This is a genomic window from Serratia sp. EC4, from assembly GCF_059652115.1.
On the sequence record NZ_JBNIDE010000003.1, the window covers coordinates 342436 to 368891 of the forward strand.

Genomic DNA, 26456 nt, shown 5'->3' on the forward strand with positions numbered 1-26456 from the left:
TACTTATCGGAATAAAAATAATGCCAAATCAACCAAACTCATCGTTCAACGCCGGCGGCCGCACGCGCGCCGTCGCTCTGGGCCAGCGGCTCTCCGGGGTGGCGCTGTTGGCCGCCCTGCTCGCCGGGTGTGACAACAGCGTCGCGCACAATGCCCCGCCGCCGCCGCCGGTGGTCAGCGCCGCCAGCGTGGTGGTCAAGCCGATCAGCCAGTGGGATGCGTTCAATGGCCGGGTCGAGGCGGTGCAGAGCGTGCAACTGCGCCCACGGGTCTCTGGTTACATCGAGCGGGTCAACTACACCGAAGGCGACGAGGTGAAGAAAGGCCAGGTGCTGTTCACCATCGACGATCGCACCTACCGCGCCGCGCGTGAACAGGCGCAGGCAGAGCTGGTGCGGGCGCGCAACCAAGCCGCTCTGGCGCGCAGCGAATCCTCGCGCACCGAGAAGCTGATCGGTACTCAGGCCATCTCGCAAGAGGTGTGGGAACAGCGCCGTTCGTCCGCCGCGCAGGCGCAAAGCAACGTGCTGGCGGCGCAGGCCCAGCTCGATATGGCGCAGCTTAATCTCGACTTTACCCGCGTCACCGCCCCGATCGACGGGCGCGCCAGCCGCGCGATGATCACCGCCGGCAACCTGGTCACCGCCGGCGACAGCGCCAGCGTGCTGACGACGCTGGTGTCGCTCGACAAGGTCTACGTCTATTTCGACGTGGATGAAGCCACCTTCCTGCGTTATCAGCAGCAAGGCCGGCACGATGCCCGCCTGCCGGTGAAAGTCGGCCTGGTGGGCGAAGACGGCACTCCGCATCAAGGGCTGGTGGACTTCACTGATAACCAACTGAACGCCGGGACCGGCACCATCCGCATGCGCGCCCTGCTCGACAACCGCGATCGCCGCTTCACGCCGGGGCTGTTCGCTCGGGTACAGATGCCCGGCAGCGCCGAGTTCAACGCCATGCTGATCGACGACAAAGCGGTGATGACCGATCAGAACCGCAAGTTCGTTTACATCGTCGATAAAGACGGCAAGGCGCAGCGCCGCGACATCGACGTGGGCCGGATGGCCGAAGGATTGCGCATTGTGCAAAAAGGCTTGGCAAACGGCGATCGGGTGATCGTCGACGGCATGCAGAAAGTGTTTATGCCGGGCATGCCGGTCGACGCGAAAAGCGTCGCCATGACCACCACCGCCTCCGCACTTAACTAAGCTCCCAGCAGAGAACTCTGACCCATGGACTTTTCCCGTTTTTTCATCGACCGGCCGATCTTTGCCGCGGTGCTGTCGATACTGATTTTTGTCGCCGGGGTGATCGCCATCCCGCTGCTGCCGATCAGCGAGTACCCGGACGTGGTGCCGCCCAGCGTGCAGGTGCGCGCAGAATACCCGGGCGCCAACCCGAAAGAGATCGCTGAAACGGTGGCCACGCCGCTAGAAGAAGCGATCAACGGCGTCGAAAACATGATGTACATGAAATCGGTCGCCGGTTCCGACGGCGTGCTGGTGACCACCGTCACCTTCCGCCCCGGCACCGATCCCGATCAGGCGCAGGTGCAGGTGCAAAACCGCGTGGCGCAGGCCGAAGCGCGCCTGCCGGAAGACGTGCGCCGCCAGGGCATCACTACCCAGAAACAGTCTCCGGCGCTGACGCTGGTGGTGCATCTGGTGTCGCCTTCCGGCAAGTACGACTCGCTGTACCTGCGCAACTACGCCACCCTGAAGGTCAAGGATGAACTGGCTCGCCTGCCGGGCGTCGGCCAGGTGCAGATCTTCGGCGCCGGTGAATACGCGATGCGCATCTGGCTCGATCCGAACAAGGTCGCCGCGCGCGGGCTGACCGCCTCCGACGTGGTGAGCGCCATGCAAGAGCAAAACGTGCAGGTCTCCGCCGGCCAGCTCGGCGCGGAGCCGATGCCGACGCGCAGCGACTATCTGCTGTCGATCAACGCCCAGGGCCGCCTGCAAACTGAAGAAGAGTTCGGCAATATCATCCTCAAAAGCGGCGATAACGGCGAGATCGTGCGGCTGCGCGACGTGGCGCGCATCGAGATGGGTTCCGGCAGCTACGCGCTGCGCGCCCAGCTCAATAACAAGGATGCGGTCGGCATCGGCATCTTCCAGTCGCCGGGCGCCAACGCCATCGAGCTGTCGGACGCGGTGCGCGGCAAGATGGCCGAGCTGGCGACCCGCTTCCCGGATGGCATGAGCTGGAAATCTCCGTACGATCCGACGGTTTTCGTGCGCGATTCGATCCGCGCGGTGGTGGATACCCTGCTGGAAGCGGTGATCCTGGTGGTGCTGGTGGTTATTCTGTTCCTGCAGACCTGGCGCGCCTCGATCATTCCGCTGTTGGCGGTGCCGATCTCCGTGGTCGGCACCTTCGCCGCGCTGTATCTGCTGGGCTTCTCGCTCAACACCCTCAGTCTGTTCGGGCTGGTGCTGGCGATCGGCATCGTGGTGGATGACGCCATCGTGGTGGTGGAGAACGTCGAGCGCAACATCGAAGAGGGGCTGTCGCCGCTGGCGGCGGCGCACCAGGCGATGCGCGAAGTCTCCGGCCCGATCATCGCCATCGCCGTGGTGCTGTGCGCGGTGTTCGTGCCGATGGCGTTCCTCTCCGGCGTCACCGGCCAGTTCTACAAGCAATTCGCCGTCACCATCGCCATCTCGACGGTGATCTCCGCCATCAACTCGCTGACCTTGTCGCCGGCGCTGGCGGCGCGCTTGCTCAAACCGCACGGCGCGCCGAAAGATCTGCCATCGCGCCTGATCGACAGGCTGTTCGGTTGGCTGTTCCGGCCGTTCAACCGCTTCTTCGCCAGCGGTTCGCAACGCTACCAGCGCGGCGTCTCCCGCGTGCTGGGCCGGCGCGGCGCGGTGTTCGTCGTCTATCTGCTGCTGCTGGCCGCCGCCGGGGTGATGTTCAAGACCGTGCCCGGCGGCTTTATCCCGACGCAGGACAAGCTGTACCTGATCGGCGGCGTGAAAATGCCGGAAGGCGCCTCGCTGGAACGCACCGATGCGGTGATCCGCAAGATGAGCGCCATCGGCCTGAGCGTGGACGGCGTCACCGATGCGGTGGCCTTCCCCGGCCTGAACGCGCTGCAGTTCACCAATACGCCGAATACCGGCACGGTGTTCTTCGCACTGGAGTCGCTGAGCACCCGCACCCGCAGCGCGGCGCAGATCAACGCCGAGATCAACGCGCGCATTTCGCAGATTCAGGAAGGCTTCGCCTTCTCCATCATGCCGCCGCCGATCCTCGGCATCGGCCAGGGTTCCGGCTATTCGCTGTATGTGCAGGATCGCGGCGGGCTGGGTTACGGCGCGCTGCAGACGGCAATCAACACGATGTCCGGCGCCATTATGCAAACGCCGGGCATGGGGTTCCCGATCTCCTCCTATCAGGCCAACGTGCCGCAGCTGGACGCCAAAATCGATCGCGACAAGGCCAAGGCGCAGGGGGTGCCGCTCAATGCGCTGTTCAGCACGCTGCAGACCTACCTCGGTTCATCTTACATCAACGACTTCAACCGCTATGGCCGCACCTGGAAGGTGATGGCGCAGGCCGACGGCCAGTTCCGCGACAGCGTGGAAGACATCGCCAACCTGCGTACCCGCAACGACAAGGGCGAAATGGTGCCGATCGGCAGCATGGTCAGCATCGGCACCACTTACGGCCCGGATCCGGTGATCCGTTATAACGGCTTCCCGGCGGCGGATCTGATCGGCGACGCCGATCCGCGCGTGCTCTCCTCTACCCAGGCGATGGGCGCGCTGACGCAGATGGCCGATAAGCTGTTGCCGAACGGCATGAACATCCAGTGGACCGATCTGAGCTATCAGCAATCGACCCAGGGCAACGCCGCGCTGGTGGTCTTCCCGGTGGCAGTGCTGCTGGCGTTCCTCGCGCTGGCGGCGCTGTATGAAAGCTGGACGCTGCCGCTGGCGGTGATCCTGATCGTGCCGATGACCATGCTGTCGGCGCTGTTCGGCGTGTGGCTGACCGGCGGCGACAACAACGTGTTCGTGCAGGTCGGGCTGGTCGTTCTGATGGGGCTGGCCTGCAAGAACGCCATTCTGATCGTCGAGTTCGCCCGCGAGCTGGAAATGCAGGGCAAAGGCATCATCGAGGCGGCGCTGGAGGCCTGTCGCCTGCGGTTGCGGCCGATCGTGATGACCTCCATCGCCTTCATCGCCGGCACCATCCCGCTGATCCTCGGCCACGGCGCCGGCGCCGAGGTGCGTGGCGTCACCGGCATCACGGTGTTCTCCGGCATGCTGGGGGTCACCCTGTTCGGGCTGTTCCTGACGCCGGTGTTCTACGTCACCCTGCGGCGCCTGGTGGCGCGCAAAGCGCAGCCGCAGACGGCGTAATCATCGTCTTAACATGCAAAAAGGTCGGGCATTGCCCGACCTTTTTTTATGCATGCGAACCGCGATTATTTATCGGCGGTTTCAGCCTCTTGCTCGGCGGCGTACTCCGCGCAGGCGCGTTTGTCGCCCCGCTCCAGTTCGGCCAACGAGTCGGCCACGGTGTGGCGCGCCAGCACCGCGAGCGAAGCCTGCTCGGCCTCGTTCACCACCGATTTGAAATACCAGCAGGCGTTGGCGCTCACCAGGCAGCGGGCCGGCACTTCAGGGCGGGAAGCCCAGATGCGCTTGTCGTCGATCACCGCCAGATAGATATCCCGCAGGGTGATCTCTTCCGCCGGGCGGCCGAGGTGGATAGAGCCGTTTCGGCCCAGGGTGGAAACGATGATGCCGTCTTTGGTCAGCGGCACCATCAGTTTGCGGATAAAGCTGGGGTTGGCTTCCAGAGCGGCGGCGAGGGTGGCGCTCGTCGAACGCATGCCCTGCTTCTCAGCTACGGCGACGCTAAGGACCATTTGCAACGCTGTCGGAAAGCGAAAATCTAACATGTCGTTATCTCTGCGAGACGAAATACTCGGGTTTGGCCGGTGTGGCGATTGGCGCCGAACACACCGCTTAATCGCACAATAATATAACAAACGCGGGGGCTTTTTTGAAGTTTCGCCCAGCGATATCGCACGCAGACATTAGAACGATCGCAAATTTTTAGGCAGGCAGAAAACAGAAACCCGCGTCAATGTTAACGCCGCTCGCTTAACCGGGTTAAACGATCAGAACTAACACTGCCCGCGGGTTTAATTCGAATGTGGCGATCAGGCTCTGTTCAACACCAACTGGCCGTTTTTATCCAACGGGATTTGCGTGCCCGGATCGTGATCCATGCGGATCTTGCCCTGCTGATTGCCGATCTTGTAGGTCACGTCATAGCCCAGCATTTTCTGAGACTTGTCGTAGACCGTTTTGCAACGCTGCTGAACGCTGGTGCTGACGTCGTTGTTCTGCATCGCCCCTTGCACCTGGTTGCCGGCATAACCGCCGCCCAGTGCGCCGACCACCGTCGCCACGTCGCGCCCGCGACCGCCGCCGAACTGGTGGCCGATCACGCCGCCCGCCACTGCGCCCAGCACAGAACCGGCGATGCGGTTTTCATCCTGCACCGGTGCGCGGTGCGTCACGGTGACATTGCGGCATTCCTGACGCGGCGTTTTGATGGTTTCTTTAATCGGCGTTGCGGCGAGCACCTGCGCATATTGCGGACCGGCAGAAAAGACGTCCAGGCTGGCTACCGCGGCAATCCCCAGAGCGGCAGCGACACCAATTCCAACACCGGCTAACATTGACTTGTTCACAGGAAACCTCCTGAAAGTGTTACCACGCATTTTTTCCGGGGTCTGTTACCGGCTGCACCGCGCTTATTATTTTGCGCATGGGCGGCTTGCGGTATCCCGGTTTACGGCGTGCGCGACGCGCCGTCTGTAAACGAGGTAAAGTCTGCACAATGATCTGAAGGCCCGCAATAAGACAAAGGGACCAAAAATGCGGGAAAACGGCCGTTTTCCCGTTGTTTAGGAGGAATCTTAAGAATTTTACCCATGCCGATGACGGCTTCTGCAGAAGAATCAAACAGCCGCCGCCGATCGCCTCGCGCCGCCATAAAAAAACCCGCGCGGGCGAACCGGCGCGGGTTGATCGACAAAGGCGGGATCAGTGCATCTTCAGACGCGGACGGATCACCCGGTTGATGCCGCCCACCAGCATCATCAGGCCGGTTTTGATGTAGCCATGCAGCGCCACCTGGTGCATGCGGTACAGCGAGATGTAAACGAAGCGCGCGATGCGCCCTTCCACCATCATGGAGCCGCGCATCAGGTTGCCCATCAGGCTGCCGACGGTGCTGAAGCGCGACAGCGACACCAGCGAGCCGTGGTCTTTATACACGTATGGCTTCAGCGTCTGGCCGTTCATCAGTGCCAGAATATTGGTGGCGCAGCGTGAGGCCATCTGGTGCGCCGACTGTGCGCGCGGCGGCACGAAACCGCCGCCCTCTTTCGGGCAGGAGGCGCAGTCGCCGATGGCGAAGATGTTCGGATCGCGCGTGGTCTGCAGCGTCGGCTCCACCACCAGCTGGTTGATGCGGTTGGTTTCCAGGCCGCCGATGTCCTTCATAAAGTCCGGCGCCTTGATGCCGGCCGCCCACACCATCAGATCGGCGTCGATAAATTCGCCGCCCTTGGTGTTCAGCCCCTTGGCATCCGCGCTGGTCACCATGGTGTTGGTCAGCACGCGCACGCCCAGTTTGATCAGCTCCTGGTGCGCGGCGGCGGAAATGCGCGGCGGCAGCGCCGGCAGGATGCGCTCGCCGGCTTCCACCAGCGTCACGTTGAGCGCGCTGTTGTCCAGGCCTTCGAAACCGTAGCTGTGCAACTGCTTCACCGCGTTGTGCAGTTCGGCGGACAGTTCAACGCCGGTGGCGCCGCCGCCGACGATAGCGATGTTGACCCGCTCTTTTTGCCCCGGCTGCGCCGAGAACTTCAGGAACAGGTTGAGCATTTCGTTGTGGAAACGACGTGCCTGATGGGGGTTATCCAGGAAGATGCAGTGCTCTTTCACGCCCGGCGTACCGAAATCGTTCGAGGTGCTGCCCAGCGCCATCACCAGGATGTCGTACGGCAATTCGCGCGCCGGCACCAGTTCGCCGCCCTGCTCGTCGCAGATCTGCGCCAGCTGCAGAGTTTGCGTCTCGCGGTTGATGTTGGTCAACGACCCCAGTTGGAAGCTGAAATGGTGATTGCGCGCGTGCGCCAGGTAGCTGAGCGCATCCACGCCGTCATCGAGGGAACCGGTCGCCACTTCGTGCAACAGCGGTTTCCACAAATGGCTGTGGTTGCGATCCACCAGCGTGATCTCGGCTTTGTTCTTGCGGCCAAGTTTATGGCCCAGGCTGGTCGCCAGCTCCAGACCACCGGCGCCGCCGCCAACAATAACGATTTTCTTCTTTGGCGTTGTCAAAATAACCCCCTAAATGTGAACCATTTGTTATCCCAGGGTAAATAAATAATATCCTTAGAATACATAGGGTTCGCGTAAAATAAATCGGCTCTCTGCAGCCAGAATAGCATGTGAGGTTATTTGGTCATACCAAAATTGACGTACATCAATTTTTTTTGGTTAAAGGCTGGACGAGGGGATTTTTTGGGGATTGTGATTCAAATAGTTAGCGCTGAGTCACAGTTTTAAATTTTGCCGATTGCCACAGAGAATCTTGCTTTGACGCACAAAAAAGCCGCACTTTCCGCCGGTGAAAAACGGGGAGCGCGGCTCGCGGCAGCGTTATGAAACTGTTAACCCAGCGCCTTGAACGCCTTGAGCCGCTGCAGATGCGGCGAGATGTTTTTGAACTTGTGCGTCTGCTGTTCATCCCACACAAGCTCGTAGTAGTGATGCAGCAATTCGGCGCTGCGCCGGTTATCCAGCACCTCGTCGTGGCGCGACAGCACCACCAGACAGCGATCGCGGTTTTTCTCGCGGAAATCCTCCACGCACTTGGTGGCGATATCGCGATACTCTTCCGGCCGGTCTATCTTGCCGTGCATGTGCTCTTCCGGGTACAGGTTGGGATTGAACATCGCCTGGCGAATGCCGCACAGGAAACCGATGCGCTCCGCCCAGAAGCCGCCGAGGCCGACCCCGCAGATCAACGGGTGCGCGTCGCCGCCCTGCTGCACCGCCTTGTCCACCTCTTTCAACAGATGCTGCATGTCGTGACGCGGATGCAGCGTGCTGTAGCTGATAAAGCGCACGTCCGGATCGATAAACTGCAGCTGTAACACCTTTTCATGATTGCCGGGACTGGTGGAATCGAAGCCGTGCAAATAGATAATCATGTGGATCCTCGCAACAAGCCAAGGGCCGCGGGCGCGGCCCTCATCATTTCCGCTCTGCGCCGCGGTGCGGCGCCTGGATTCACCCTTGCGAACGCTGCTTGTGCTCCTCCCAGCGCTCGCTCAGCGCGCTGAGCGCCTTGTGCGCCTGCTGCCAGCGCTCGGAGTCGCGCAGTTCCTGACGGGTGAACTGACCGCGATGATATAACCGCTTCACCTTCTCTGCTTTGACCGGGGACAGGTTATCCAACACGCTGACCGCGCCTTCGCGGTGGTTGCACACCAGGATCATGTCGCAACCGGCATCCAGCGCCGCCTGGCCGCGTTCGGCATAGCTGCCCATGATGGCGGCGCCTTCCATCGACAGATCGTCGGAGAAAATCACGCCGTCGAAGCCCAGCTCCTGACGCAGGATCTGCTGCAGCCAGTACGGCGAGCCGCTGGCCGGACGCGGGTCCGCTTCAGTATAGATGACGTGGGCCGGCATGACGGCGTCCAACAGCTGGCGGTTGATCAGCTCGCGGAAGATCGCCATGTCGTGCTCGCGGATCTGCGCCAGCGGCCGCGGATCGCGCGGGGTTTCCTTGTGCGAATCGGCGCTGACGGCGCCGTGCCCCGGGAAGTGTTTGCCGGTGGTTTTCATGCCGGCGCTGTGCATGCCGAGGATGAAGCGTTCCGCCATCGCCAACGCCTGCGGCGGATCGCTGTGGAACGAACGCTCGCCGATCGCCGCGCTGCCGTGGCCGATGTCCAGCACCGGCGCAAAGCTGATGTCGATATCCTGCGCGATCATTTCCGCCGCCATCAGCCAGCCGGCCTCCTGCGCCAGACGGCCACCTTCCTGCGCATCGTGCAACGCGGCAAACGACTGCGCCGCCGGCAGACGGGTGAAGCCCTCGCGGAAGCGCTGCACGCGCCCGCCTTCCTGATCTACCGCCACCACCAGCCGATCGTGCGATTCGGCGCGGATCTGGCGCACCAGCTCACGCAGCTGCTCCGCATCGTGGAAGTTGCGGGTAAACAAGATCAATCCGCCAACCAGCGGGTGTTTCAATATTTCGCGTTCTTCTGCATCCAGCTCGTAGCCGGCGACATCTAGCATTACTGGGCCCACGGGCACCTCACTTCATTGTGTTCGTTCAGAATTCGGATGGTGATAAACAGAATCGCCGGCGCAGCGCAGCGCCCCAGCGCAAAAATTCAACGTCGCCGCTCTGCTGCCAGCGCACTTCAAACCACAGCAGCATCAGATAATCCACCCACGGCAGCCAACGGCGCACCTGTGCCTGCAGCCGGGCGATGTCGTGATAATCCTGACGCGCGTAGTGCTGCAAAAAGCGCTGCTGCCGTTCGGCCGACCAGCCGTTGCTGCGAAACAGCGCGGCGATATCCAGCGCCACATCACCGTCGGCGGCATACTCCCAGTCGATCAGCCGCAGCCCTTCGCCGGTGGCGAGCAGATTGCCCGGATGGATATCCATGTGCAGCGGCGCCAGATGCAGCGGTCGTGGCAAGGCGCTGCGTAAAAAATGACGCTGCAGGCGCAGCCAGGCGGGAGTTAAACGCCGCGTATCCAGCTGCTGCCAGTAGCGGAGGAACTGCCGCCGCAGATCCAGCCGGTAACCGCTGAGCGGCCGCCGATGCAGCGTCGCCACCATCGCCGCCAGCTCGCCGCGCTGATTCAGCGCGTCAAACTCGGCAATTGTGACGACGTCACCTTCAAGCCATTCGAGGATAAGCCACTGATTATTCTGCGCGAAAACCCGTGGCCCCAGCCCCGGCGCGCAGCGACGCAAGACCTGCGCTTCCCGCCGCCTGCTCACGCCCAGCGCGCGTTTCTCCGCGCTGTGTTGCCGCGCCAGCAGCGTAATGCCCACACCGTCGATACGCCAGCTCTCGCCGGTCAGCCCCTGCACCGGGCTGAAATGACAACCGGCGGTATTCACCGCCGGCAGTCTGGTTTCCATCAATCGTCGCAGCGCGGCCTCAGCGTTTAACGGCGCCATTGCCCGACCAGACGATCTCGCCGGTTTGCACCAGCATCAGCTGCATATCCAACGCCGGCGACTTCACGTCGCCGCTGACGTCGCTGTACAGCACGTACTGCGCGCCGACGATGCGCGCCAGGCCAATCGCCTTGCTGCGCGAGCCGAAGCTGTCATCCGCCGACAGGCCCAGCGTTTGTCTGGCGCTCGTCAGCTTCGCTTCCGGCACCACGCTGAAGGTGGAGTTCGACGCCAGCGCCTTATACAGCGCCGCGGTGGCTTTGCCCATCTGCAGCGAACCGTTGGTGTTGTTCTTGACGCTGTCCAGCAGCAACACGCTGCCGGCCGTGACGCCATCGGCCTTCAACATCTGCCCCACCAGCGGCTGAACACTGCCCAGCCAGTCGAGCTGCTGGATTTTCGGCGGCTGCGGCACCGGCTCGGTAGTTGGCGGCTGCGGCTGCTCGACCGGCGGCTGCGGCTGATCCGGCTCGACGGTGACCGGCGGCAGCGGTTGTTCCGGCTCAGGCGGGCGCGACAGACAGCCGCTCAGGGTGAATGCGGCCAGCGCCACTAAGACGTACTTTTTCATGCTTTTTCTCCAAACCTGGCAAGCGCTTACAGGTACAGATACAGACGCGCGCTTTTAGCGTCCAGATTGCCGTTAATCGAGTAGATTTTGGCGTCCGAGTTGGGCGCCACCACGATCTCGCGCGGTTTCTCGAAGGGGCGAATATCCAGTCCCTGCGCGTCGTACCAATAGAAACGGTAATGTACGGTGACCGGCGTCGGCTGACTGTTATTGAGCACCGAGGTTGCCATCACCCGCCCGGAAGCGTTCGAAATCGAGGGCGTATCGGCCAGAATGCCGGCAGTCAGCACCGAAGGATCCATCACCACCGTCTGCCCTTGGTTGACCGCGATGCCGGGCGGTGAGCTGCATCCCATCAACAACGCGGCGGGCAGCGCCAACGCCATCAGACCACGCAGAGTTTTTTTACCGCGCATGATTTCCTCGCTTAACGTGACAACAGCGGCCCCAGCGAGCGGCCACCGACCAGGTGCATATGAATATGATAGACCTCCTGACCGGCGTGGCGATTGCAGTTGACGATCAGGCGGTAGCCGTCCTCGGCGATGCCTTCCTGTTCGGCGATTTTCGCCGCGGCGGTGATCATGCGGCCCAGCGCGGCTTCGTGCTCCACGGTCACGTCGTTGACGGTTGGGATCAGCACGTTGGGAACGATCAGCACATGGGTGGGCGCCTGGGGGGAGATGTCACGGAAAGCGGTCACCAGTTCATCCTGGTAAACCACATCAGCAGGGATTTCGCGGCGGATAATTTTACTGAAAATCGTTTCTTCGGCCATCTGGCGTTCCTTGTTATACACAATTAGCTGTACGCAGTATGAGTGACAAATTCTACTGCTTTCAACCTGATTGCGCACTTTCCACGTCGAGTGCTGCAGATTCGCGCAGCCCGGCCCCCCGCTTGTGCATCTTTTCACTTTGGTTATTCACTATTGTTGCTTTACTTGCCCCGCGCCGCCGCCAATAGTAACCCCATGATTAACAAAGGATAGAGGGCGTTATGTTACCGAGGATTCCGGCGCTGTGCGCGCTGTTGCTGAGCGCCGCCGTGCAGGCGGCCCCGTCGGGCGGTATCGATCTGCAGGCTAATCGACAGCCGATACGCGCAGAGAAGAACCCCGCCGCTATCGCGCTGATCCCGGCGAACTTTCACTTCGCGGTGCCCGGCAAGCTGACGGTGGCGGTGGCATTCGAGAACTCCCCGCCGCTGGCGCTGTTCGCCGAAGACAATAAAACGCTGATCGGCAGCGATCCGGACATCGCCCGCCTGGTGGCCGACAGCCTCGGGCTGGAGCTGAATCTGGTGCCCACCTCCTGGGAAGATTGGCCGCTTGGCATCAGCGCGGGCAAATACGATGCGGCGATCTTCAACATCGCCGTCACCAAACAGCGTAAAACCAAATTCGACTTCGCCACTTACCGAGTGGACACGCTGGGCTTTTACGTCAAATCCACCAGCAACATCACCGCGATCAACCGGCCGCAGGACGTCGCCGGTCTGCGGATCATCGTCGGATCCGGCACCAATCAGGAAAACATTCTGCTGGGATGGGATAAGCAGAATCGCGCCGCCGGGCTGCCGCCGGTGCAGCCGATCTACGTGACCGACGACGCCGCCACCAACCTCAGCATTCAGTCCGGGCGCGCCGATGCGTTCTTCGGCCCCCACTCTACCGGCGCCTACAAGGCGGCGCTGACCGGCAAAACCAAAATGGTCGGCATCGGCCCCAACGTGGCCTATGTCGCGGTCACCACCAAAAAAGGCAACGGGTTGGTGAACGCCGTCAACGCCGCCATCAATGGCGCTATCGTCAGCGGCGAATATGCGCAGGTGCTGGAACGCTGGGGCGAAGGCGACGAAAAGGTCGAGCGTTCAACCATCAACCCGCCAGGCATCGGCGACTAGCCGCCGATCAGCTGCGGCGCATGCCGACGCATCCACTCGGCCAGCGAGTCCAACGTTGGCCGCAGCGATTTGCCCAGCGCGGTGACCTGATACTCCACTCGCGGCGGCACTTCGGGAAACACCTGCCGCGTCACCAGACCGCGCTGTTCGAACAGCCGCAGTTGACGCGTCAGCTCTTTTTGCGCAATGGGCGCCACCGCCCGCTGCAGCTCGCTGAATCGTACCGGGCCATCGATCATGATCAGCCGGTACAAGATCGGTATCGCCCATTTGCCCGACACCAGATTGACGAAGTCCACCATCGGGCAAGGTTCACCCGCCGTCGGCAACGCCGCCAAATTATTTTCCGCCGCTAAGGGCGCTTGCGTCGTCATTTCATCCCACCTCGTCCATTAGTATCCAAAAGGTGCCTACTATGCAAAAGTAACTATAGCGCAAATAATGCCGAAACTGACGCTAAAGAGGAATCGGTTATGTCACGACTGCAAGGCAAATACGCATTGATCACCGGCGGCACCAGCGGCATCGGGTTGGAAACCGCCCGCCAGTTCATCGCCGAGGGCGCGACGGTGGCGATCACCGGCCGCAGCCAACGCGCCCTGGACGCGGCGGGCCAGGCATTGGCGGGCAACGCGCTGCTGTTGCTGAGCGACGCCGGCGACCTCCCACAACAGCGCGCGCTGGCGCAGCAGTTGGAGCAACGGTGGCCGCGGCTGGACGTGCTGTACGTTAACGCCGGCGACGTCACGCACCGCCCGCTGCAGGAATGGGATGAACAGAGCTACCAGCGGCTGATGGACATCAACCTCAAGGGACCGTTCTTTCTGATCCAGGCGCTGCTGCCGCTGCTGGCCAACCCTTCTTCGGTGATCCTGTGCGGTTCGGTCAGCGCCCATATCGGCCTGCCGCAGAGCAGCGCCTACGCCGCCAGCAAAGCCGGTTTGTTATCTTTGGCCAGAACGCTCTCCGGCGAACTGCACGCGCGCGGCATTCGCGTCAACGGCCTCAGCCCCGGCCCGACCGAAACCCCGGCGCTGGGTAAGCTGGGGCTGGCGGAAGCGGATGAGCAGGCATTGCGCGACGATATCCGCGCGCTGGTGCCGATCGGCCGCATGGGCAGCGCGCTGGAACTGGCCAAAGCGGCGGTGTTTCTGGCGGCGGACGAGTCGGCATTTATGGTCGGCGCGGAGCTGCAAATGGACGGCGGCGTGGGGAACCTGTAACCGCGCGCGACACCCTAAGGAGGCCGCTTGCGCGGCCTTTATCTGTCCTTATCAGCTCACCCCTTGAATCGGATTGGTATTAAAGGTGTAGACCACGATCTTCCATTGGCCCTGCTGTTTCTCCAATACAAATACTTCACGGTTTAAATCGATCAGGGTGGCGCCGTCGCTTATTCGGGTGACCGTTGCGCCGCGATGATGGTGCGTTCGCACATAGGCCATATTACCGTTCACGCTGACGCTGTCATAAGCAAACTCGGTTTCAAATTTCTCGTTTTTAAATAAGTTGTCATATTGTTGGCGGCGCTTTTCATTGCTGTCCGCCGTCGGTTTTTCGTTCCATTGCGAGTAACTTTCTGGCGCAAAAAGTGACAAAATCGTTTGTGTGTCGCCGGCGTTAAGCGCTGTCTGGTAGCGGTTTATCAGCTCATACACCGCCTTCTGCTCTGCCGCGACGCCCGCCTCTGCGGAAACCCTGTAACGTTGCGGTACGGCCTCGCTGCTTGCGGCATAAGTTTGGCCGCACAAACCCGCGCCCGCCAATAACAATACGGCAGTTAACTTTTTCATATAAATATCCTCTTCGGCGTTATTTAATTATGGCAATAAAGGATGCGATTTCAGATAAATAAAAACGCTTAAAATAAATTATCCAATGCCGCGTTAAATTGACAGCCGGCATATTTAAAAATACTCTTTTAATAATTTAAATAATGGAAGCTGTTAACATGAACGAACTGCATGCGTTGCGCGTGTTCTGCCAGGTGGTGGAAATGGAGGGATTCAGCCAGGCGGCAACCAAAATGGGGCTCTCCCCAGCCAGCGTCACGTACAGCATCAATCAGCTTGAAAAACAGTTCGGGCAGTCCCTCTTCAAGCGTTCAACCCGGCGCTTCTCGCTGACCAGCGCCGGGGAGTGTTGCTATCGCACCGCGCAAGAGATACTGCGGCAGTTTGACCAGCTGAAAAACGACATGTCGGGTGACTTTGAACAACCGCGCGGACCGCTGCGGGTTGAGATAGCCTCAATGCTGAGCAGCATGCATATCGCCCCGGCGCTGCCGGCTTTTTTGGCGCAATACCCGGAGTTGCAGCTCAGCGTGTCGGTTAGCGATCGCCTGGTCAATCCGGCGGAAGATCGCGCCGACGTATTTATTCGCATCGGCGCCGGCGACATCCCCGAGATGGTCAGCCGTCAATTGCTGCAACCACGCTACCTGTGCTGTGCGTCGCCCGATTATTTTGCGCGCCATGGCCGGCCGGAACACCCGGAACAGCTGCAACAGCATCAGCGGCTGGGATTTATGCGTTCAGGCGCAGCGGCGGCGGACGACTGGCAGTTCATTCGCGGCGACGAACGCTACTCTCTGGCGCCCAGCCCGCTGCTGAGCTTCAACCATTCTCAATCGCTGTGCGAGGTTGCCAGGAATCACCTCGGCCTGGTTTACTTGCTGGATTGCACGCTGGAAAATTATCTGAAGACAGGGGAATTGGAGCCGATACTGCAGGAATGGGCGCCCACAGGGGCGCCGATCAATATTCTCTATCCGCGCCTGCGGGATCGCAGCCACAAAATTCGGGTCTTCGTCGACTTCATCAGCGAGCTGTTCACCGACAAATTCGCCAGGCCCTGAGCGCGCGCCTCACCCCAGTCCAGGGATATCGACGCCGAAAGTCTGCAGCAGCAACACCCCGTTGAGCAGCACGATCACCACCGTGCCGACCACCGCCGCCAGACTGGTCCAGCGGCCGTTGGCGAACTCGCCCATGATGTCGCGGCGACGGGTGAACATCACCAACGCGATCATCGGCGCCGGCAGCGCCAGGCTCAACACCACCTGGCTGTAGACCAGCGCGTCGGTGGCGTTGACGCCCATCGCCACCACGATAAACGCCGGCACCATGGTGACCAGGCGGCGTACCCACACCGGGATACGGAAACCGACGAAGCCCTGCATGATCATTTGCCCGGCCATGGTGCCCACCACCGAGCTGGAAATGCCGGAGGCGATCAGCGACGCAAGGAAGATGCCGGCCGCCGCCGCGCCGAACAGCGGCGTCAGCGTATGGTAGGCGGTGCCAATTTCGGCCACGTCGCTGTTACCGGCGTGGAAGGCGCTCGAGGCCATGATCACCATCGCAATATTCACCAGCCCGGCCAGCGCCAGCGCGATCACCACTTCAATATTGGAAAAACGCAGCAGCTTGCGCCGCTCGCCGTTGTCGCTGGCCGGGCTGCGGTGCTGGGTCAATCCCGAGTGCAGGAAAATGGCGTGCGGCATCACGGTGGCGCCGATAATGCCGACGGCGATGGTCAGCGCCTGGGCATCCGGCAACTGCGGCGTCACCATGCCGATGCCGGCCGCCTGCCAGTCTACCGGCACGATGAACATCTCCACCAGATAGCACAGCGCGATGATGCCCACCAGGCCGCCGATCATCAGCTCGACCGGGCGGAAACCTTTCTTTTCCACCATCAACAGCGCATAGGTGATCACCGCCGTCACCCCCATCCCCGCCAGCAGCGGCATATGGAACAGCAGCGCCAGCGCAATCGCCCCGCCGAGAAACTCCGCCAAATCAGTGGCCATCGCCGCCACTTCGCTGAGCAGCCACATGCCGATCACCACCGGCCGTGAAAACTGGTCGCGGCACATTTCCGCCAGATTGCGGTTGGTGACGATGCCCAGTTTGGCCGACAGCGCCTGAAACAGCATGGCGATCAGGTTGGCCATCACCACCACCCACAGCAGGCTGTAGCCGTATTTCGCCCCGGCCTGAATGTTGGTGGCGAAATTACCGGGGTCCATATAGGCGATCGAGGCAATCACCGCCGGGCCGGCGAACAGCAACGGCGTAAAGGCGCCGCGCTTGCGTCCGGCAAGGGCGGCGCCAATCGCGATGTTGGTCCGTTCGGTTAACGATGAGGGAGTAGCCGCGTCTCGCATGAAGTACCCTTAATCTTTTGCTGGTTATTTTTCCACCGATCATGCTGACAATGTAGCATCGGCTACACTTTATGCAACAGGCAAAATTAATGGGCTTTGTGTAGAGATATTTCTAACTACCACAATGCGTGGCATCGAATTGATAATGTGTGCTATTTGGACTAACTTAGGGCAACCCTCCCCGCATTACCGGGAGACGCCATTCTTATGCTTACAGGACGCCCCACGCTATGGTTACCCGCGCGCCAGATAACGCCGACCGCCACGCCCAGACCGACATGCCGGACGAGGCCGAGCACGCCCTGCGTTTTAGCCGCGCCCGCGAAGCGCAGTCCAATGCGCTGATCGAAGATTACGTTGAGCTGATCGCCGATTTGCTGCAAAGCACCCGCGAAGCCAGAACCACCGATATCGCGCGCCGCTTCGGCGTGTCTCACCCGACGGCGATCAAAAATATCGCGCGGCTGAAAAGCGCCGGGTTAGTGGAATCGCGCCCTTATCGCGGGGTGTTTCTAACGGAAGAAGGCGAGCAGCTAGCGCAGAAGGTGCGCCGCCGTCACCGCATCGTGGTCGATCTGCTGATGTGCCTCGGGGTGCCGAGCGAAACCGCCGAGCTGGACAGCGAAGGGATTGAACACCATATCTCGGACGAAACGCTGGCGGTGTTCGAGCATTACCTGCAAAAACATGCCAACCCCTGACTCCCGGAGCGCCGATGAGCTATGCCGTGCTGCAAGTCCACGACCTGCGCCTGGTGGTGTTCGCCGAAGCGGGGCCGCTGCTGAAAGACGAAAACGACGTCAGCCTGTTTATCGCGCCCGCCTTTGAACACGAGGCCGGGATGATCGCCCTCCCTGTCAACCGCCTCGACGCCGCCTTTTTCCAGCTCAAAAGCGGCATTGCCGGCGCCGTATTGCAGAAATTCATCAACTACCGCCTGCGCGTGGCGCTGCTGGGCGATATCACCCCCTGGTTAGCGCAAAGCAACGCGCTGCAAGACCTTGTGCGCGAAGCCAACCGCGGCGAACAGGTCTGGTTCCTCCCTTCTCTCGCCGAACTCGAACAGCGCCTTGGCGCCTGACGACAGGCAATAAAAAAGGGAGGCTTACGCCTCCCTTGGTAACTCCCCTGCCTGAATCAGTGATTACGGATGTATTCGTCCATATCGGTTTTCAGGTTGTCGGACTTGGTGCCGAAGATGGCCTGCACGCCGGAGCCAGCGACGACTACGCCGGCTGCGCCCAGTTTCTTCAGGCCCGCCTGGTCGACTTTGGACACGTCGGCCACGCTGACGCGCAGACGGGTGATACAAGCATCCAGGTTAGTGATGTTTTCTTTACCGCCGAAGGCCTGAACCAGCGCCGCGGACATTTCGGAACCGCCCTGCGCAGTCTGCTCGGCAGCGGTGTCTTCACGGCCAGGGGTTTTCAGATCCAGCTTGGCGATCAGCACGCGGAAGATGGTGTAGTACACCAGACCGTAGACGATGCCGACGATTGGGAACAGCCAGATTTTGCTGCTGTTGCCGCTCAGTACGATAAAGTCGATCAGGCCGTGCGAGAAGCTGGTGCCGTCACGCATGCCCAACAGGATGCAGATTGGGAACGCCAGACCGGCCAGGATAGCGTGGATCACGTACAGGATCGGCGCAACGAACATGAAGGAGAACTCGATCGGCTCGGTGATACCGGTCAGGAACGAGGTCAGCGCGGCGGAGATCATGATGCCGCCGACTTTCGCGCGGTTTTCCGGCTTGGCCGAGTGCCAGATGGCGATGGCCGCAGCAGGCAGACCGTACATTTTGAACAGGAAGCCGCCGGACAGTTTGCCCGCGGTTGGGTCACCCGCCATGTAGCGAGGGATGTCGCCGTGGAACACCTGGCCCGCCGCGTTGGTGAATTCACCGATTTGCATTTGGAACGGCACGTTCCAGATGTGGTGCAGACCGAACGGCACCAGAGCACGCTCAACCACGCCGTAAATGCCGAAGGCCACGACCGGGTTCTGATAAGCCGCCCACTGCGAGAAGGTCTGGATAGCCGTACCGATCGGCGGCCAGATGAAGGACAGCACTACGCCCAGAACGATCGCCGCCAGACCGGAAATGATCGGCACGAAACGCTTACCGGCAAAGAAGCCCAGGTATTCCGGCAGTTGAATGCGGAAGAAGCGGTTGAACATATAGGCCGCGATGGCGCCGGAGATAATCCCCCCGAGCACGCCGGTATCCGCCAGGTGTTTGGCCGCAATCTCTTCAGCCGGCAGGTGCAGCACCAGCGGCGCAACCACCGCCATGGTTTTCACCATGATGCCGTAAGCCACCACCGCCGCCAGCGCGGAAACGCCGTCGTTGTTGGTGAAGCCCAGAGCGACGCCGATGGCGAAAATCAGCGGCATATTGGCGAAGACCGAACCGCCCGCTTCCGCCATCACGTGGGAGACTACCGCAGGTAGCCAGCTAAAGTTGGCGGAGCCGACGCCCAGCAGGATACCTGCGATAGGCAACACGGACACCGGCAGCATGAGCGATTTACCTACTTTTTGCAGGTTTGCAAATGCGTTCTTGAACATAGTTGAGTGTGCTCCTGAGTAATAATGCTTTGCTACTTCTTGTCGCGATGATTCGCGCTGCAAGGGGGGGAGAAAAACCCCTGCAATTCAGGGTGTCTGAGCACCCCTTGAATTTATTACGCAGAGTAAAATAAATAACCTGCGCAATGTTTGATGACAATCACGTTTCGATGATCGAGCCGCGCAACTTTGCAAAAATCGGCGTTTTTTTGGCAAAACAGAGCAAAAAACGCGCGCCAACCACCTTGAAACGGGAGGGAACCTTACCCGTTTCAGTGATTAATTACGAGCTTAAAAAAAATTACGCAGACAATGACCTACAGCTATAGCCTAGGTCAAAGATCACAGATCGAGGTGAAATAAGCGTGAAAAGTTGGCGGTGGTGGCTTCGGCCAGTTGTTCCAGGCTAACGCCCTTCAATACCGCCATGTATTCAGCCACATCACGCACATAGGCGGGTTGGTTTTCTTTGCCGCGATGCGGCACCGGCGCCAGGTACGGCGAGTCGGTTTCCACCAAAATGCGATCCAGAGGCACATAACGCGCCACTTCGCGCAGCTGTTCGGCATTGCGGAAGGTGACGATACCGGAGAAAGAGATGTAGAAGCCCAGATCCAACAGGGCTTCGGCCGTGGCCAGATCTTCGGTGAAGCAGTGCAGCACGCCGCCGCAGTCCTGTGCATTCTCTTCACGCAGGATCGCCAGCGTGTCCGCGCGCGCATCGCGGGTGTGGACGATCACCGGCTTGTTCAGATCCCGGCCAATGCGGATATGTTCGCGGAAAGAGTCCTGCTGCAGCTCAAGGTTGTCTTTCTGGTAGAAGTAATCGAGCCCGGTCTCTCCCAGCGCCACCACCTGCTCCGCCGCCGCCAGGTGACGCAGTTCGGCGTAATCATAGCCCTCTTCCAGATTGAGCGGATGCACCCCGCACGAGAAGGCCACGTCGTTGCGCTGGCCGATCAGTTCGGTCATGGAACGGTAACCCGGCAACGTGGTGGCGACCGCCAGCACATAGCCGACGTCGCGCGCTTTGGCCTTGGCCAGCGCGTCGTCCACATTCTGGTGCAGCGTCTGATAATCCAGACTGTCAAGGTGGCAATGAGAATCGACTAACAACATAATGTTTAACTCTTTAACTTTACAGCGAGTGAGGGTGGGAATAGCCGGCGGCGCCAAGCATCTGTTCCCAGCGAAGTAACTGTTCGGTCAGCAGCAGCTCGCGGTTGACGCCCACCACGCTGAGCAGCTGATGGCGGCAGTTCAACCACTGCTGCACGATCTGTTGCAGCGAGGCACTGCTCAGCAGGCTGGCCAACTGATGCACCAGCGGCTGCTGATCCTGATTCAATACATAGTGATGCGCGCCCTGCTGCCACTTCATGGCGTCCACCAGCAGCGCGCACAGCCAGTGCAGGCGCTCGGCGACGTCTTCATGGTTCAGCGCCGGCAGCAGCGACAGCATATCGCGCTGCGGCAGCGCGGCGCTCAAGGCGGCGCACAGCACGCTGCGCTGCTGCCACTGCTGCGGCTGCAACAGCTGTTCGGCGGCCAGCGGCGCGCCGTCGTGCAGGCGCAGCGCCGTGAGGCGGTCCGTCTGAGAGCCGGCCGCCTGCCGGCTCAGCCACTGCAGGCTGAGTTGTTCATCCGGGCTGGCCAAATGCCAGTACAGGCAGCGGCTGCGCAACGTCGCCATCAGCCGCGACGGCTCACGGCAACCCAGCAGAAAATAGGTTTTCTCCGGCGGCTCTTCCAGCGTTTTCAACAGCGCGTTGGCCGCCGCCTCGGTCAGCTGTTCCGCCTGCGGCAGCCAAATCACCTTGGCGCCGCCCTGTTGAGCGTGAGCGTACAGCGTTTCAATCACCTGGCGAATCGGTTCGATACCCAGGCTGCTCTTGCCCTTTTCCGGCGCCAGCACATGATAATCCGGGTGGTTGCCCGCCAGCATCAGCCGGCAGCTGTGACACTCGCCGCAGCTTTTTTCGCCGTTGCGCTGTTGGCAGATCAACCAGCGGCTCAAGCCGTAGGCCAGCGCATCGTCACCATTGCCCGCCGCCGCGTGCAGCAGCAGCGCATGATGGCCACGGCCCTCAGCGTACTGCCCAATCAGCTGGCGATAAGGGCCGTTCAGCCACGGGTACCAGTTCATTATGCGCCTTCCTGCTGCCGCAGCCAGTGGCCGACGCAGTCGCGGATCGCCGCGGTCACCTGCTCCAGCGTCTGGGCGGCGTCGACGGTGACGATGGTTTCATCCTGCGCCGCCAGCTCGAGATAGCGAGCGCGGGTGCGTTCGAAGAACGGCAGCGCCTCCTGTTCGATGCGATCCAGCTGGCCACGCGCCTGCGCGCGTTGCAGGCCGACCAGCGGCGGCAGATCGAGATAGACCGTCAAATCCGGGCGGAAATCCCCCAGCACGGTGTCGCGCAGCGAGGTCATCAGCTGCGGATCCACACCGCGGCCGCCGCCCTGGTAAGCCTGTGAAGAGAGATCGTGGCGATCGCCCACCACCCAGGCGCCGCGTGCCAGGGCGGGTTTGATCACGGTTTCCACCAGCTGTACGCGCGCAGCGTACAGCATCAAGACTTCGGCCTTGATGGTCGGCAATTCGCCGTCGATGCCGCGCTTGAACAGATCGCGCAGCTTCTCCGCCAGCGGCGTGCCGCCGGGCTCACGGGTGAAGACGATATCGTTGATGCCATGTTCACGCAGCACATTGACCACCGTATCGCGCGCGGTGGTTTTGCCCGCACCTTCCAGCCCTTCAATTACAACGAATTTACTTTTCATTCTTTTCCTTTAACGCCTGACGGTACACGCGCACCGCCTGGTTATGGCTCGCCAGATTGGTGGTGAAGGTATGCCCACCCTTGCCGTCGGCGACAAAATAGAGATATGGCGTTTTGGCCGGATTGGCGGCCGCCTGCAACGAGGCCTCACCCGGCATGGCGATCGGCGTTGGCGGCAGGCCGGCGATCACATAGGTGTTGTAAGGCGTCGGCGTCTCCAGATCCTTGCGCGTGATGTTGCCATTATAGCTTTCGCCCATGCCGTAGATCACCGTCGGATCAGTCTGCAGACGCATGCCGATGCGCAAGCGGTTGACGAACACCGACGCTACCTTGCTGCGCTCTTCCGGCACGGCGGTCTCTTTCTCGACGATCGAAGCCATGGTCAGCAGCTCTTCCGGCTTTTTGTACGGCAGGCTGGTGTCGCGGCCGGCCCAGGCGGCCTGCAGCGCTTTGTTCATGCGCACGTGCGCGCGTTTGAACAGCGCGATGTCGCTCATGCCGGCGGTATACTGATAGGTATCCGGGTACAAATGCCCTTCCGGGGTTTCTCCCGCAGGAATGCCGAGCGCAGCGGCGATCTCCGCTTCGCTCTTGCCCGCCAGGGTGTGTTTCAGGTATTTGGACTGCTGCAACACCTGCTGCCAGTCACGCAGGCGTGAGCCTTCGATAAAGCGTGCGGTGAACTGCGCCTCTTTGCCGCTGGCCAACAGTTTCAGCATCTGGCGCACCGTCATGCCCGGCGTGAACCGGTAGGTACCGGCTTTAAATTCCGCCAGCTCCGGCTCCAGCTTCAGCAGCCACTGGAACCAGCGGCCATTGTGCACCAATTTATCGCGCACCAGTAACCCTTCGAGCGCTACCCGGCCAGTGCCGGCCGGCAGTTTGAAGATGGTTTCTTGTTGGATAGCCAGTGGCGTATCGGCAAAGCGTTCGATCTTCTGGTAGCCCCAAAACAACAGCGCCAATACCAGAACAACAATAACAGACAGGACCTTCAGCTTTCTTTTCTTCATCAATTAGCCATGGTTAACAGTGTGGACGCAAAAAATCATACAGCTGACGTGAAGCATAACGCCATGATTGCGCAGCGTTTACCGGCAGCAACGGCATCAGCGCATTGCTCACCAGGACTTCGTCGGCATCGGCCAGCGTCTCCAGCGGTTCACTGACGCAGTGCAGACGGTATTCCGAGCCCGCCAGCAGCGCGATCACTCGCCGCCGCATCAGGCCCGCGACGCCCGCCTGGCTCAGATCCGGGGTGAATACCGCTTTTCCCTTACGCCAGAACAAATTAGCCGCACAGCATTCCACCAGCATACCGGCAGTGTCAAGCACCAGCGCCTCGTCGGCGGCCGTCTGGTCAAGATGCGCGCGGATCAGCACCTGCTCCAGGCGGTTCAAATGCTTCAACCCCGCCAGCAGCGGATTGCGCGCCAGCGCTACCGGGCTGAGCGCAAGCGTAATGCCCTGTTCGCGCCACTGCAAATAGTGCGCAGGGTAGCTGCTGCGGGCCACGATGCGCGTCGGGTTTTCGCACCCGGTCGGGCTGTAACCCCGCCCGCCGCTGCCGCGCGTCAGTATCGCTTTGACCACGCCGAGCGGAATTGATTCGGCCGCCTGCGCCATCTCGCGCTCGAAAGCCGGCCAATCGGTGGCGGGCAGCATCAGCCGCTGCGCCGCTTGCTGCAGCCGCTCCAGATGCCAGGGCAGCAGCTCGATTTTACCGTCGATAACCCGGGCAGTCGTAAAACAGCCATCGCCGAACTGCAGGCCGCGATCGCTCGGCGCCAGCGCATCGTGGCGTTGTCCGTTAATCCAGTACATGCATCCTCCTGTTGCCGGGTAATTTTATTACGCTCGCAGAATAGCAGGCGGCCGTTAATGCAAAAGCGCTCAATATGACCACTTATCATCCAGCTCGGCTGGTGTTATGGTAGCTCATTGGAAAAATTAGGCTATCCGCATGAAATACAAAAAATATTATCAATAATTATAATTTTATTTACCATTCTGATAACTGCCGGGCTGCTGACCATAAAGCCGCTGCGCGTTGCCTTCCCCTCATTGCTGCCGGGAATAACATGCCCAACAGCAACCCTCTGCACGGATGATGTCGCAAAATTAGTAGATGCTCAAAAGCTTTATCGAACCGGCTATGCGCACGCCAGTAACGCCGTCGGACTATTTATCGGCAGCCCTCGAGTCGTGTTCTGCAGCGCAGCAGCCTGCGCCGAGATGTTCGGCATGGGAAAACGAGCCGCCGCTGCGATCGGTGATCTCGGTCTGATTGTTGCACCACGCGGTTGGACAGCGTTCTACTTAACGCATGAAATGATCCACTATCGGCAGGCAGAATCCTTCGGTAATCTCGCCATGTTGACCAAGCCTTCATGGCTGATTGAGGGCATGGCTTATTCCATGAGTGGCGACCCGCGCTCACTGGGCGCCCCCTTCGAAGAATGGCGTACTCAATTCGAGATGTGGCAGGCTACACTCGGCAATCAATCCGTGTTGCAAGCGGCGAAAAATATAAAATAGCCCCCTGCAGATGCCCCTCTCCATCAAGTTGTACGCGTAAAAAAGCCCGGTTAAAAACCGGGCTTTTCATCAGCGTTCAACAGCGCGAGTTACACTCGGCGGAAGATCAGCGAGCCGTTGGTTCCGCCGAAGCCGAAGGAGTTACACAGGGTGTACTCCATATCGCTGACCTGGCGCGCTTCGTGGGGCACGAAGTCCAGATCGCAACCTTCATCCGGGTTATCCAGGTTGATGGTTGGCGGTACCGCCTGATCGCGCAGCGCCAGCACGGTGAAGATGGACTCGATCGCGCCCGCCGCGCCCAACAGGTGGCCGGTCATCGATTTGGTCGAGCTCACCAGCACGCGCTCTGCATCGGCGCCGAACACGGATTTCACCGCCTGCGCTTCCGCCTGGTCGCCCGCCGGCGTAGAGGTGCCGTGTGCGTTGATGTAACCGATTTGTGACGGGGTCACACCGGCGTCAAGCAGGGCATTTTCCATCGCCAGCGCAGCGCCCGCGCCGTTTTCCGGTGGCGACGTCATGTGATAAGCGTCGCTGCTCATCCCAAAGCCAACCACTTCGGCGTAGATTTTCGCGCCGCGTTTTTTCGCATGTTCGTACTCTTCGAGCACCATCATGCCGGCGCCGTCGCCCAGCACGAAGCCGTCGCGGTCTTTATCCCACGGACGGCTCGCCGCCTGCGGGTTGTCATTACGGGTGGACAGGGCGCGCGCTGCGCCAAAGCCGCCGACGCCCAATGGGGTGCTGGCTTTCTCTGCCCCACCGGCTAGCATCACGTCCGCATCATTGTAGGCAATGATACGCGCCGCATGGCCGATGTTGTGCACACCTGAAGTACAGGCGGTGGCGATGGAAATGCTTGGGCCACGCATGCCGTACATGATTGTCAGGTGGCCTGCAATCATATTCACGATGGTGGATGGCACGAAGAACGGACTGATTTTCCGTGGGCCACCGTTAACCAGTGAACTGTGGTTTTCTTCGATCAAACCCAGGCCGCCGATGCCGGAACCGATCGCGGCTCCAATGCGGGTGGCGTTAGCCTCGGTGATGTCCAGGCCAGCATCCTGCATGGCTTGCATGCCGGCAGCGATACCGTACTGGATAAAGGCGTCCATCTTGCGCGCATCTTTGCGAGAGATGAAATCCTCAGAATTAAAATTCTTTACCAGGCCAGCAAACTTGGTCGCATAGGCAGTGGTATCGAAATGGTCGATCAGGCTGATGCCACTCTGACCGGCAAGAAGAGCGTTCCACGTGGACTCTACCGTATTGCCGACAGGAGACAACATGCCCAGTCCGGTCACAACTACTCGACGCTTAGACACGTTTGTCCTCCAGGGAGGGAAAAATATGACACTAGGGATAGAAAAAACTTAGGCGGTCGAACGACCGCCTAGATATGTTCTCTTACTGCTGGCTAGCGTTGATGAAATCAATAGCTGCCTGAACAGTAGTGATCTTCTCAGCTTCTTCGTCTGGAATCTCGGTGTCGAATTCTTCTTCCAGTGCCATTACCAGCTCAACGGTGTCAAGAGAATCAGCGCCCAGATCTTCAACGAAAGAAGCGTTGTTCAAAACTTCTTCCTGTTTAACACCCAGTTGCTCAACAATGATTTTCTTAACGCGTTCTTCGATAGTGCTCATACTC

Annotated in this window: 29 protein-coding genes; 8 read left to right on the forward strand and 21 right to left on the reverse strand. The window is 60.5% G+C overall.

Translation table 11 applies throughout. The features are described 5' to 3' along the window. Window positions 1–20 precede the first annotated feature (20 nt). Both sdeA and sdeB read left to right on the forward strand, forming a co-directional pair. Window positions 21–1208: a multidrug efflux RND transporter periplasmic adaptor subunit SdeA gene (sdeA, locus tag ACP39K_RS11890; protein ID WP_033640675.1), complete on the forward strand. Its 1188-nt coding sequence runs from the start codon at window positions 21–23 to the stop codon at window positions 1206–1208. Between the two features lie 24 nt (window positions 1209–1232). Beyond that, the gene (gene sdeB / locus ACP39K_RS11895) at window positions 1233–4376 is read left to right on the forward strand and encodes a multidrug efflux RND transporter permease subunit SdeB (protein WP_222398004.1); all 3144 of its coding nucleotides are present in this window, start codon (window positions 1233–1235) and stop codon (window positions 4374–4376) included. A gap of 65 nt (window positions 4377–4441) precedes the next feature. On the opposite strand, the gene ACP39K_RS11900 is transcribed toward sdeB, so the two are convergent. The 10 genes from ACP39K_RS11900 to hinT all read right to left on the reverse strand — a co-directional run bounded on the left by ACP39K_RS11900 (window position 4442) and on the right by hinT (window position 11609). Continuing rightward, on the reverse strand, window positions 4442–4921 hold the full coding sequence (locus tag ACP39K_RS11900) for an RrF2 family transcriptional regulator (protein WP_028128027.1): 480 nt from the start codon (window positions 4919–4921) through the stop codon (window positions 4442–4444). A gap of 264 nt (window positions 4922–5185) precedes the next feature. Then, window positions 5186–5722 carry a glycine zipper 2TM domain-containing protein gene (locus ACP39K_RS11905; RefSeq protein WP_167325016.1) on the reverse strand — a complete coding sequence of 179 codons (537 nt, stop codon included), beginning with the start codon at window positions 5720–5722 and terminating at the stop codon, window positions 5186–5188. Window positions 5723–5823: 101 nt separating this feature from the next. Beyond that, window positions 5824–6069 carry a hypothetical protein gene (locus ACP39K_RS11910; RefSeq protein WP_289527265.1) on the reverse strand — a complete coding sequence of 82 codons (246 nt, stop codon included), beginning with the start codon at window positions 6067–6069 and terminating at the stop codon, window positions 5824–5826. 8 nt (window positions 6070–6077) lie between these two features. Next, on the reverse strand, window positions 6078–7382 hold the full coding sequence (locus tag ACP39K_RS11915; protein WP_004928794.1) for an NAD(P)/FAD-dependent oxidoreductase: 1305 nt from the start codon (window positions 7380–7382) through the stop codon (window positions 6078–6080). 332 nt (window positions 7383–7714) lie between these two features. Further along, entirely contained in the window at window positions 7715–8257 is a 543-nt protein-coding gene (gene ycfP / locus ACP39K_RS11920) for an alpha/beta hydrolase YcfP (protein ID WP_060444319.1), read from the reverse strand. 79 nt (window positions 8258–8336) lie between these two features. After that, window positions 8337–9356, reverse strand: a complete 1020-nt coding sequence (nagZ, locus tag ACP39K_RS11925; RefSeq protein WP_016928173.1) for a beta-N-acetylhexosaminidase — start codon at window positions 9354–9356, stop codon at window positions 8337–8339. Window positions 9357–9393: 37 nt separating this feature from the next. After that, a complete protein-coding gene (gene thiK, locus ACP39K_RS11930; protein ID WP_497008525.1) occupies window positions 9394–10260 on the reverse strand; it encodes a thiamine kinase in 867 nt (288 codons plus the stop codon). Then, a complete protein-coding gene (gene lpoB, locus ACP39K_RS11935) occupies window positions 10241–10831 on the reverse strand; it encodes a penicillin-binding protein activator LpoB (RefSeq protein WP_033640679.1) in 591 nt (196 codons plus the stop codon). The genes thiK and lpoB overlap by 20 nt, the downstream gene beginning before the upstream one ends. A gap of 26 nt (window positions 10832–10857) precedes the next feature. Next, entirely contained in the window at window positions 10858–11247 is a 390-nt protein-coding gene (locus tag ACP39K_RS11940; protein ID WP_016928175.1) for a YcfL family putative periplasmic lipoprotein, read from the reverse strand. Window positions 11248–11258: 11 nt separating this feature from the next. Continuing rightward, complete coding sequence (gene hinT, locus ACP39K_RS11945; RefSeq protein WP_004928776.1) at window positions 11259–11609, reverse strand: purine nucleoside phosphoramidase; 351 nt, start codon at window positions 11607–11609, stop codon at window positions 11259–11261. A 221-nt stretch (window positions 11610–11830) separates the two neighbouring features. On the opposite strand from hinT, the gene ACP39K_RS11950 reads away from it, so the two are divergent. Continuing rightward, window positions 11831–12736, forward strand: coding sequence for an ABC transporter substrate-binding protein (locus ACP39K_RS11950; protein WP_049191427.1), 906 nt, complete (start codon window positions 11831–11833; stop codon window positions 12734–12736). Here ACP39K_RS11950 and ACP39K_RS11955 read toward each other — a convergent pair. Beyond that, complete coding sequence (locus tag ACP39K_RS11955; RefSeq protein WP_072270887.1) at window positions 12733–13110, reverse strand: winged helix-turn-helix transcriptional regulator; 378 nt, start codon at window positions 13108–13110, stop codon at window positions 12733–12735. The genes ACP39K_RS11950 and ACP39K_RS11955 overlap by 4 nt on opposite strands. 99 nt (window positions 13111–13209) lie before the next feature. Here ACP39K_RS11955 and ACP39K_RS11960 point away from each other — a divergent pair, with 99 nt between their 5' ends. Next, complete coding sequence (locus ACP39K_RS11960; RefSeq protein ID WP_048796994.1) at window positions 13210–13959, forward strand: SDR family oxidoreductase; 750 nt, start codon at window positions 13210–13212, stop codon at window positions 13957–13959. A gap of 51 nt (window positions 13960–14010) precedes the next feature. On the opposite strand, the gene ACP39K_RS11965 is transcribed toward ACP39K_RS11960, so the two are convergent. Then, window positions 14011–14529, reverse strand: coding sequence for a YybH family protein (locus ACP39K_RS11965; protein WP_016928179.1), 519 nt, complete (start codon window positions 14527–14529; stop codon window positions 14011–14013). 158 nt (window positions 14530–14687) lie between these two features. Here ACP39K_RS11965 and ACP39K_RS11970 point away from each other — a divergent pair, with 158 nt between their 5' ends. Then, window positions 14688–15593 carry a LysR family transcriptional regulator gene (locus tag ACP39K_RS11970; protein ID WP_497008527.1) on the forward strand — a complete coding sequence of 302 codons (906 nt, stop codon included), beginning with the start codon at window positions 14688–14690 and terminating at the stop codon, window positions 15591–15593. 9 nt (window positions 15594–15602) lie between these two features. On the opposite strand, the gene ACP39K_RS11975 is transcribed toward ACP39K_RS11970, so the two are convergent. Next, on the reverse strand, window positions 15603–16907 hold the full coding sequence (locus ACP39K_RS11975; RefSeq protein WP_048796991.1) for an Nramp family divalent metal transporter: 1305 nt from the start codon (window positions 16905–16907) through the stop codon (window positions 15603–15605). A gap of 230 nt (window positions 16908–17137) precedes the next feature. On the opposite strand from ACP39K_RS11975, the gene mntR reads away from it, so the two are divergent. After that, window positions 17138–17608: a manganese-binding transcriptional regulator MntR gene (gene mntR, locus ACP39K_RS11980; RefSeq protein WP_046686860.1), complete on the forward strand. Its 471-nt coding sequence runs from the start codon at window positions 17138–17140 to the stop codon at window positions 17606–17608. 14 nt (window positions 17609–17622) lie between these two features. Then, window positions 17623–17988, forward strand: coding sequence for a DUF4180 domain-containing protein (locus tag ACP39K_RS11985; RefSeq protein ID WP_049191429.1), 366 nt, complete (start codon window positions 17623–17625; stop codon window positions 17986–17988). Window positions 17989–18044: 56 nt separating this feature from the next. Here the strand turns inward: ACP39K_RS11985 and ptsG are convergent, their stop codons facing one another. The 6 genes from ptsG to pabC all read right to left on the reverse strand — a co-directional run bounded on the left by ptsG (window position 18045) and on the right by pabC (window position 24088). Then, the gene (ptsG, locus tag ACP39K_RS11990; RefSeq protein ID WP_016928184.1) at window positions 18045–19478 is read right to left on the reverse strand and encodes a PTS glucose transporter subunit IIBC; all 1434 of its coding nucleotides are present in this window, start codon (window positions 19476–19478) and stop codon (window positions 18045–18047) included. A 342-nt stretch (window positions 19479–19820) separates the two neighbouring features. Further along, entirely contained in the window at window positions 19821–20597 is a 777-nt protein-coding gene (locus ACP39K_RS11995; protein WP_033640743.1) for a metal-dependent hydrolase, read from the reverse strand. 19 nt (window positions 20598–20616) lie between these two features. After that, entirely contained in the window at window positions 20617–21624 is a 1008-nt protein-coding gene (gene holB, locus ACP39K_RS12000; RefSeq protein WP_197754719.1) for a DNA polymerase III subunit delta', read from the reverse strand. After that, a complete protein-coding gene (gene tmk, locus ACP39K_RS12005; protein ID WP_115115922.1) occupies window positions 21624–22262 on the reverse strand; it encodes a dTMP kinase in 639 nt (212 codons plus the stop codon). Before tmk ends, holB begins: the two co-directional genes overlap by 1 nt. After that, window positions 22252–23277 carry an endolytic transglycosylase MltG gene (mltG, locus tag ACP39K_RS12010; protein WP_497008528.1) on the reverse strand — a complete coding sequence of 342 codons (1026 nt, stop codon included), beginning with the start codon at window positions 23275–23277 and terminating at the stop codon, window positions 22252–22254. The genes tmk and mltG overlap by 11 nt, the downstream gene beginning before the upstream one ends. A 13-nt stretch (window positions 23278–23290) precedes the next feature. Continuing rightward, window positions 23291–24088: an aminodeoxychorismate lyase gene (gene pabC / locus ACP39K_RS12015; protein WP_060444315.1), complete on the reverse strand. Its 798-nt coding sequence runs from the start codon at window positions 24086–24088 to the stop codon at window positions 23291–23293. A 117-nt stretch (window positions 24089–24205) separates the two neighbouring features. On the opposite strand from pabC, the gene ACP39K_RS12020 reads away from it, so the two are divergent. Beyond that, a complete protein-coding gene (locus ACP39K_RS12020) occupies window positions 24206–24802 on the forward strand; it encodes a hypothetical protein (RefSeq protein WP_497008529.1) in 597 nt (198 codons plus the stop codon). Between the two features lie 89 nt (window positions 24803–24891). Here the strand turns inward: ACP39K_RS12020 and fabF are convergent, their stop codons facing one another. Both fabF and acpP read right to left on the reverse strand, forming a co-directional pair. Beyond that, the gene (fabF, locus tag ACP39K_RS12025; protein WP_004928734.1) at window positions 24892–26133 is read right to left on the reverse strand and encodes a beta-ketoacyl-ACP synthase II; all 1242 of its coding nucleotides are present in this window, start codon (window positions 26131–26133) and stop codon (window positions 24892–24894) included. An 82-nt stretch (window positions 26134–26215) separates the two neighbouring features. Then, a complete protein-coding gene (gene acpP / locus ACP39K_RS12030) occupies window positions 26216–26452 on the reverse strand; it encodes an acyl carrier protein (protein WP_004719003.1) in 237 nt (78 codons plus the stop codon). Between the last annotated feature and the right edge of the window lie 4 nt (window positions 26453–26456).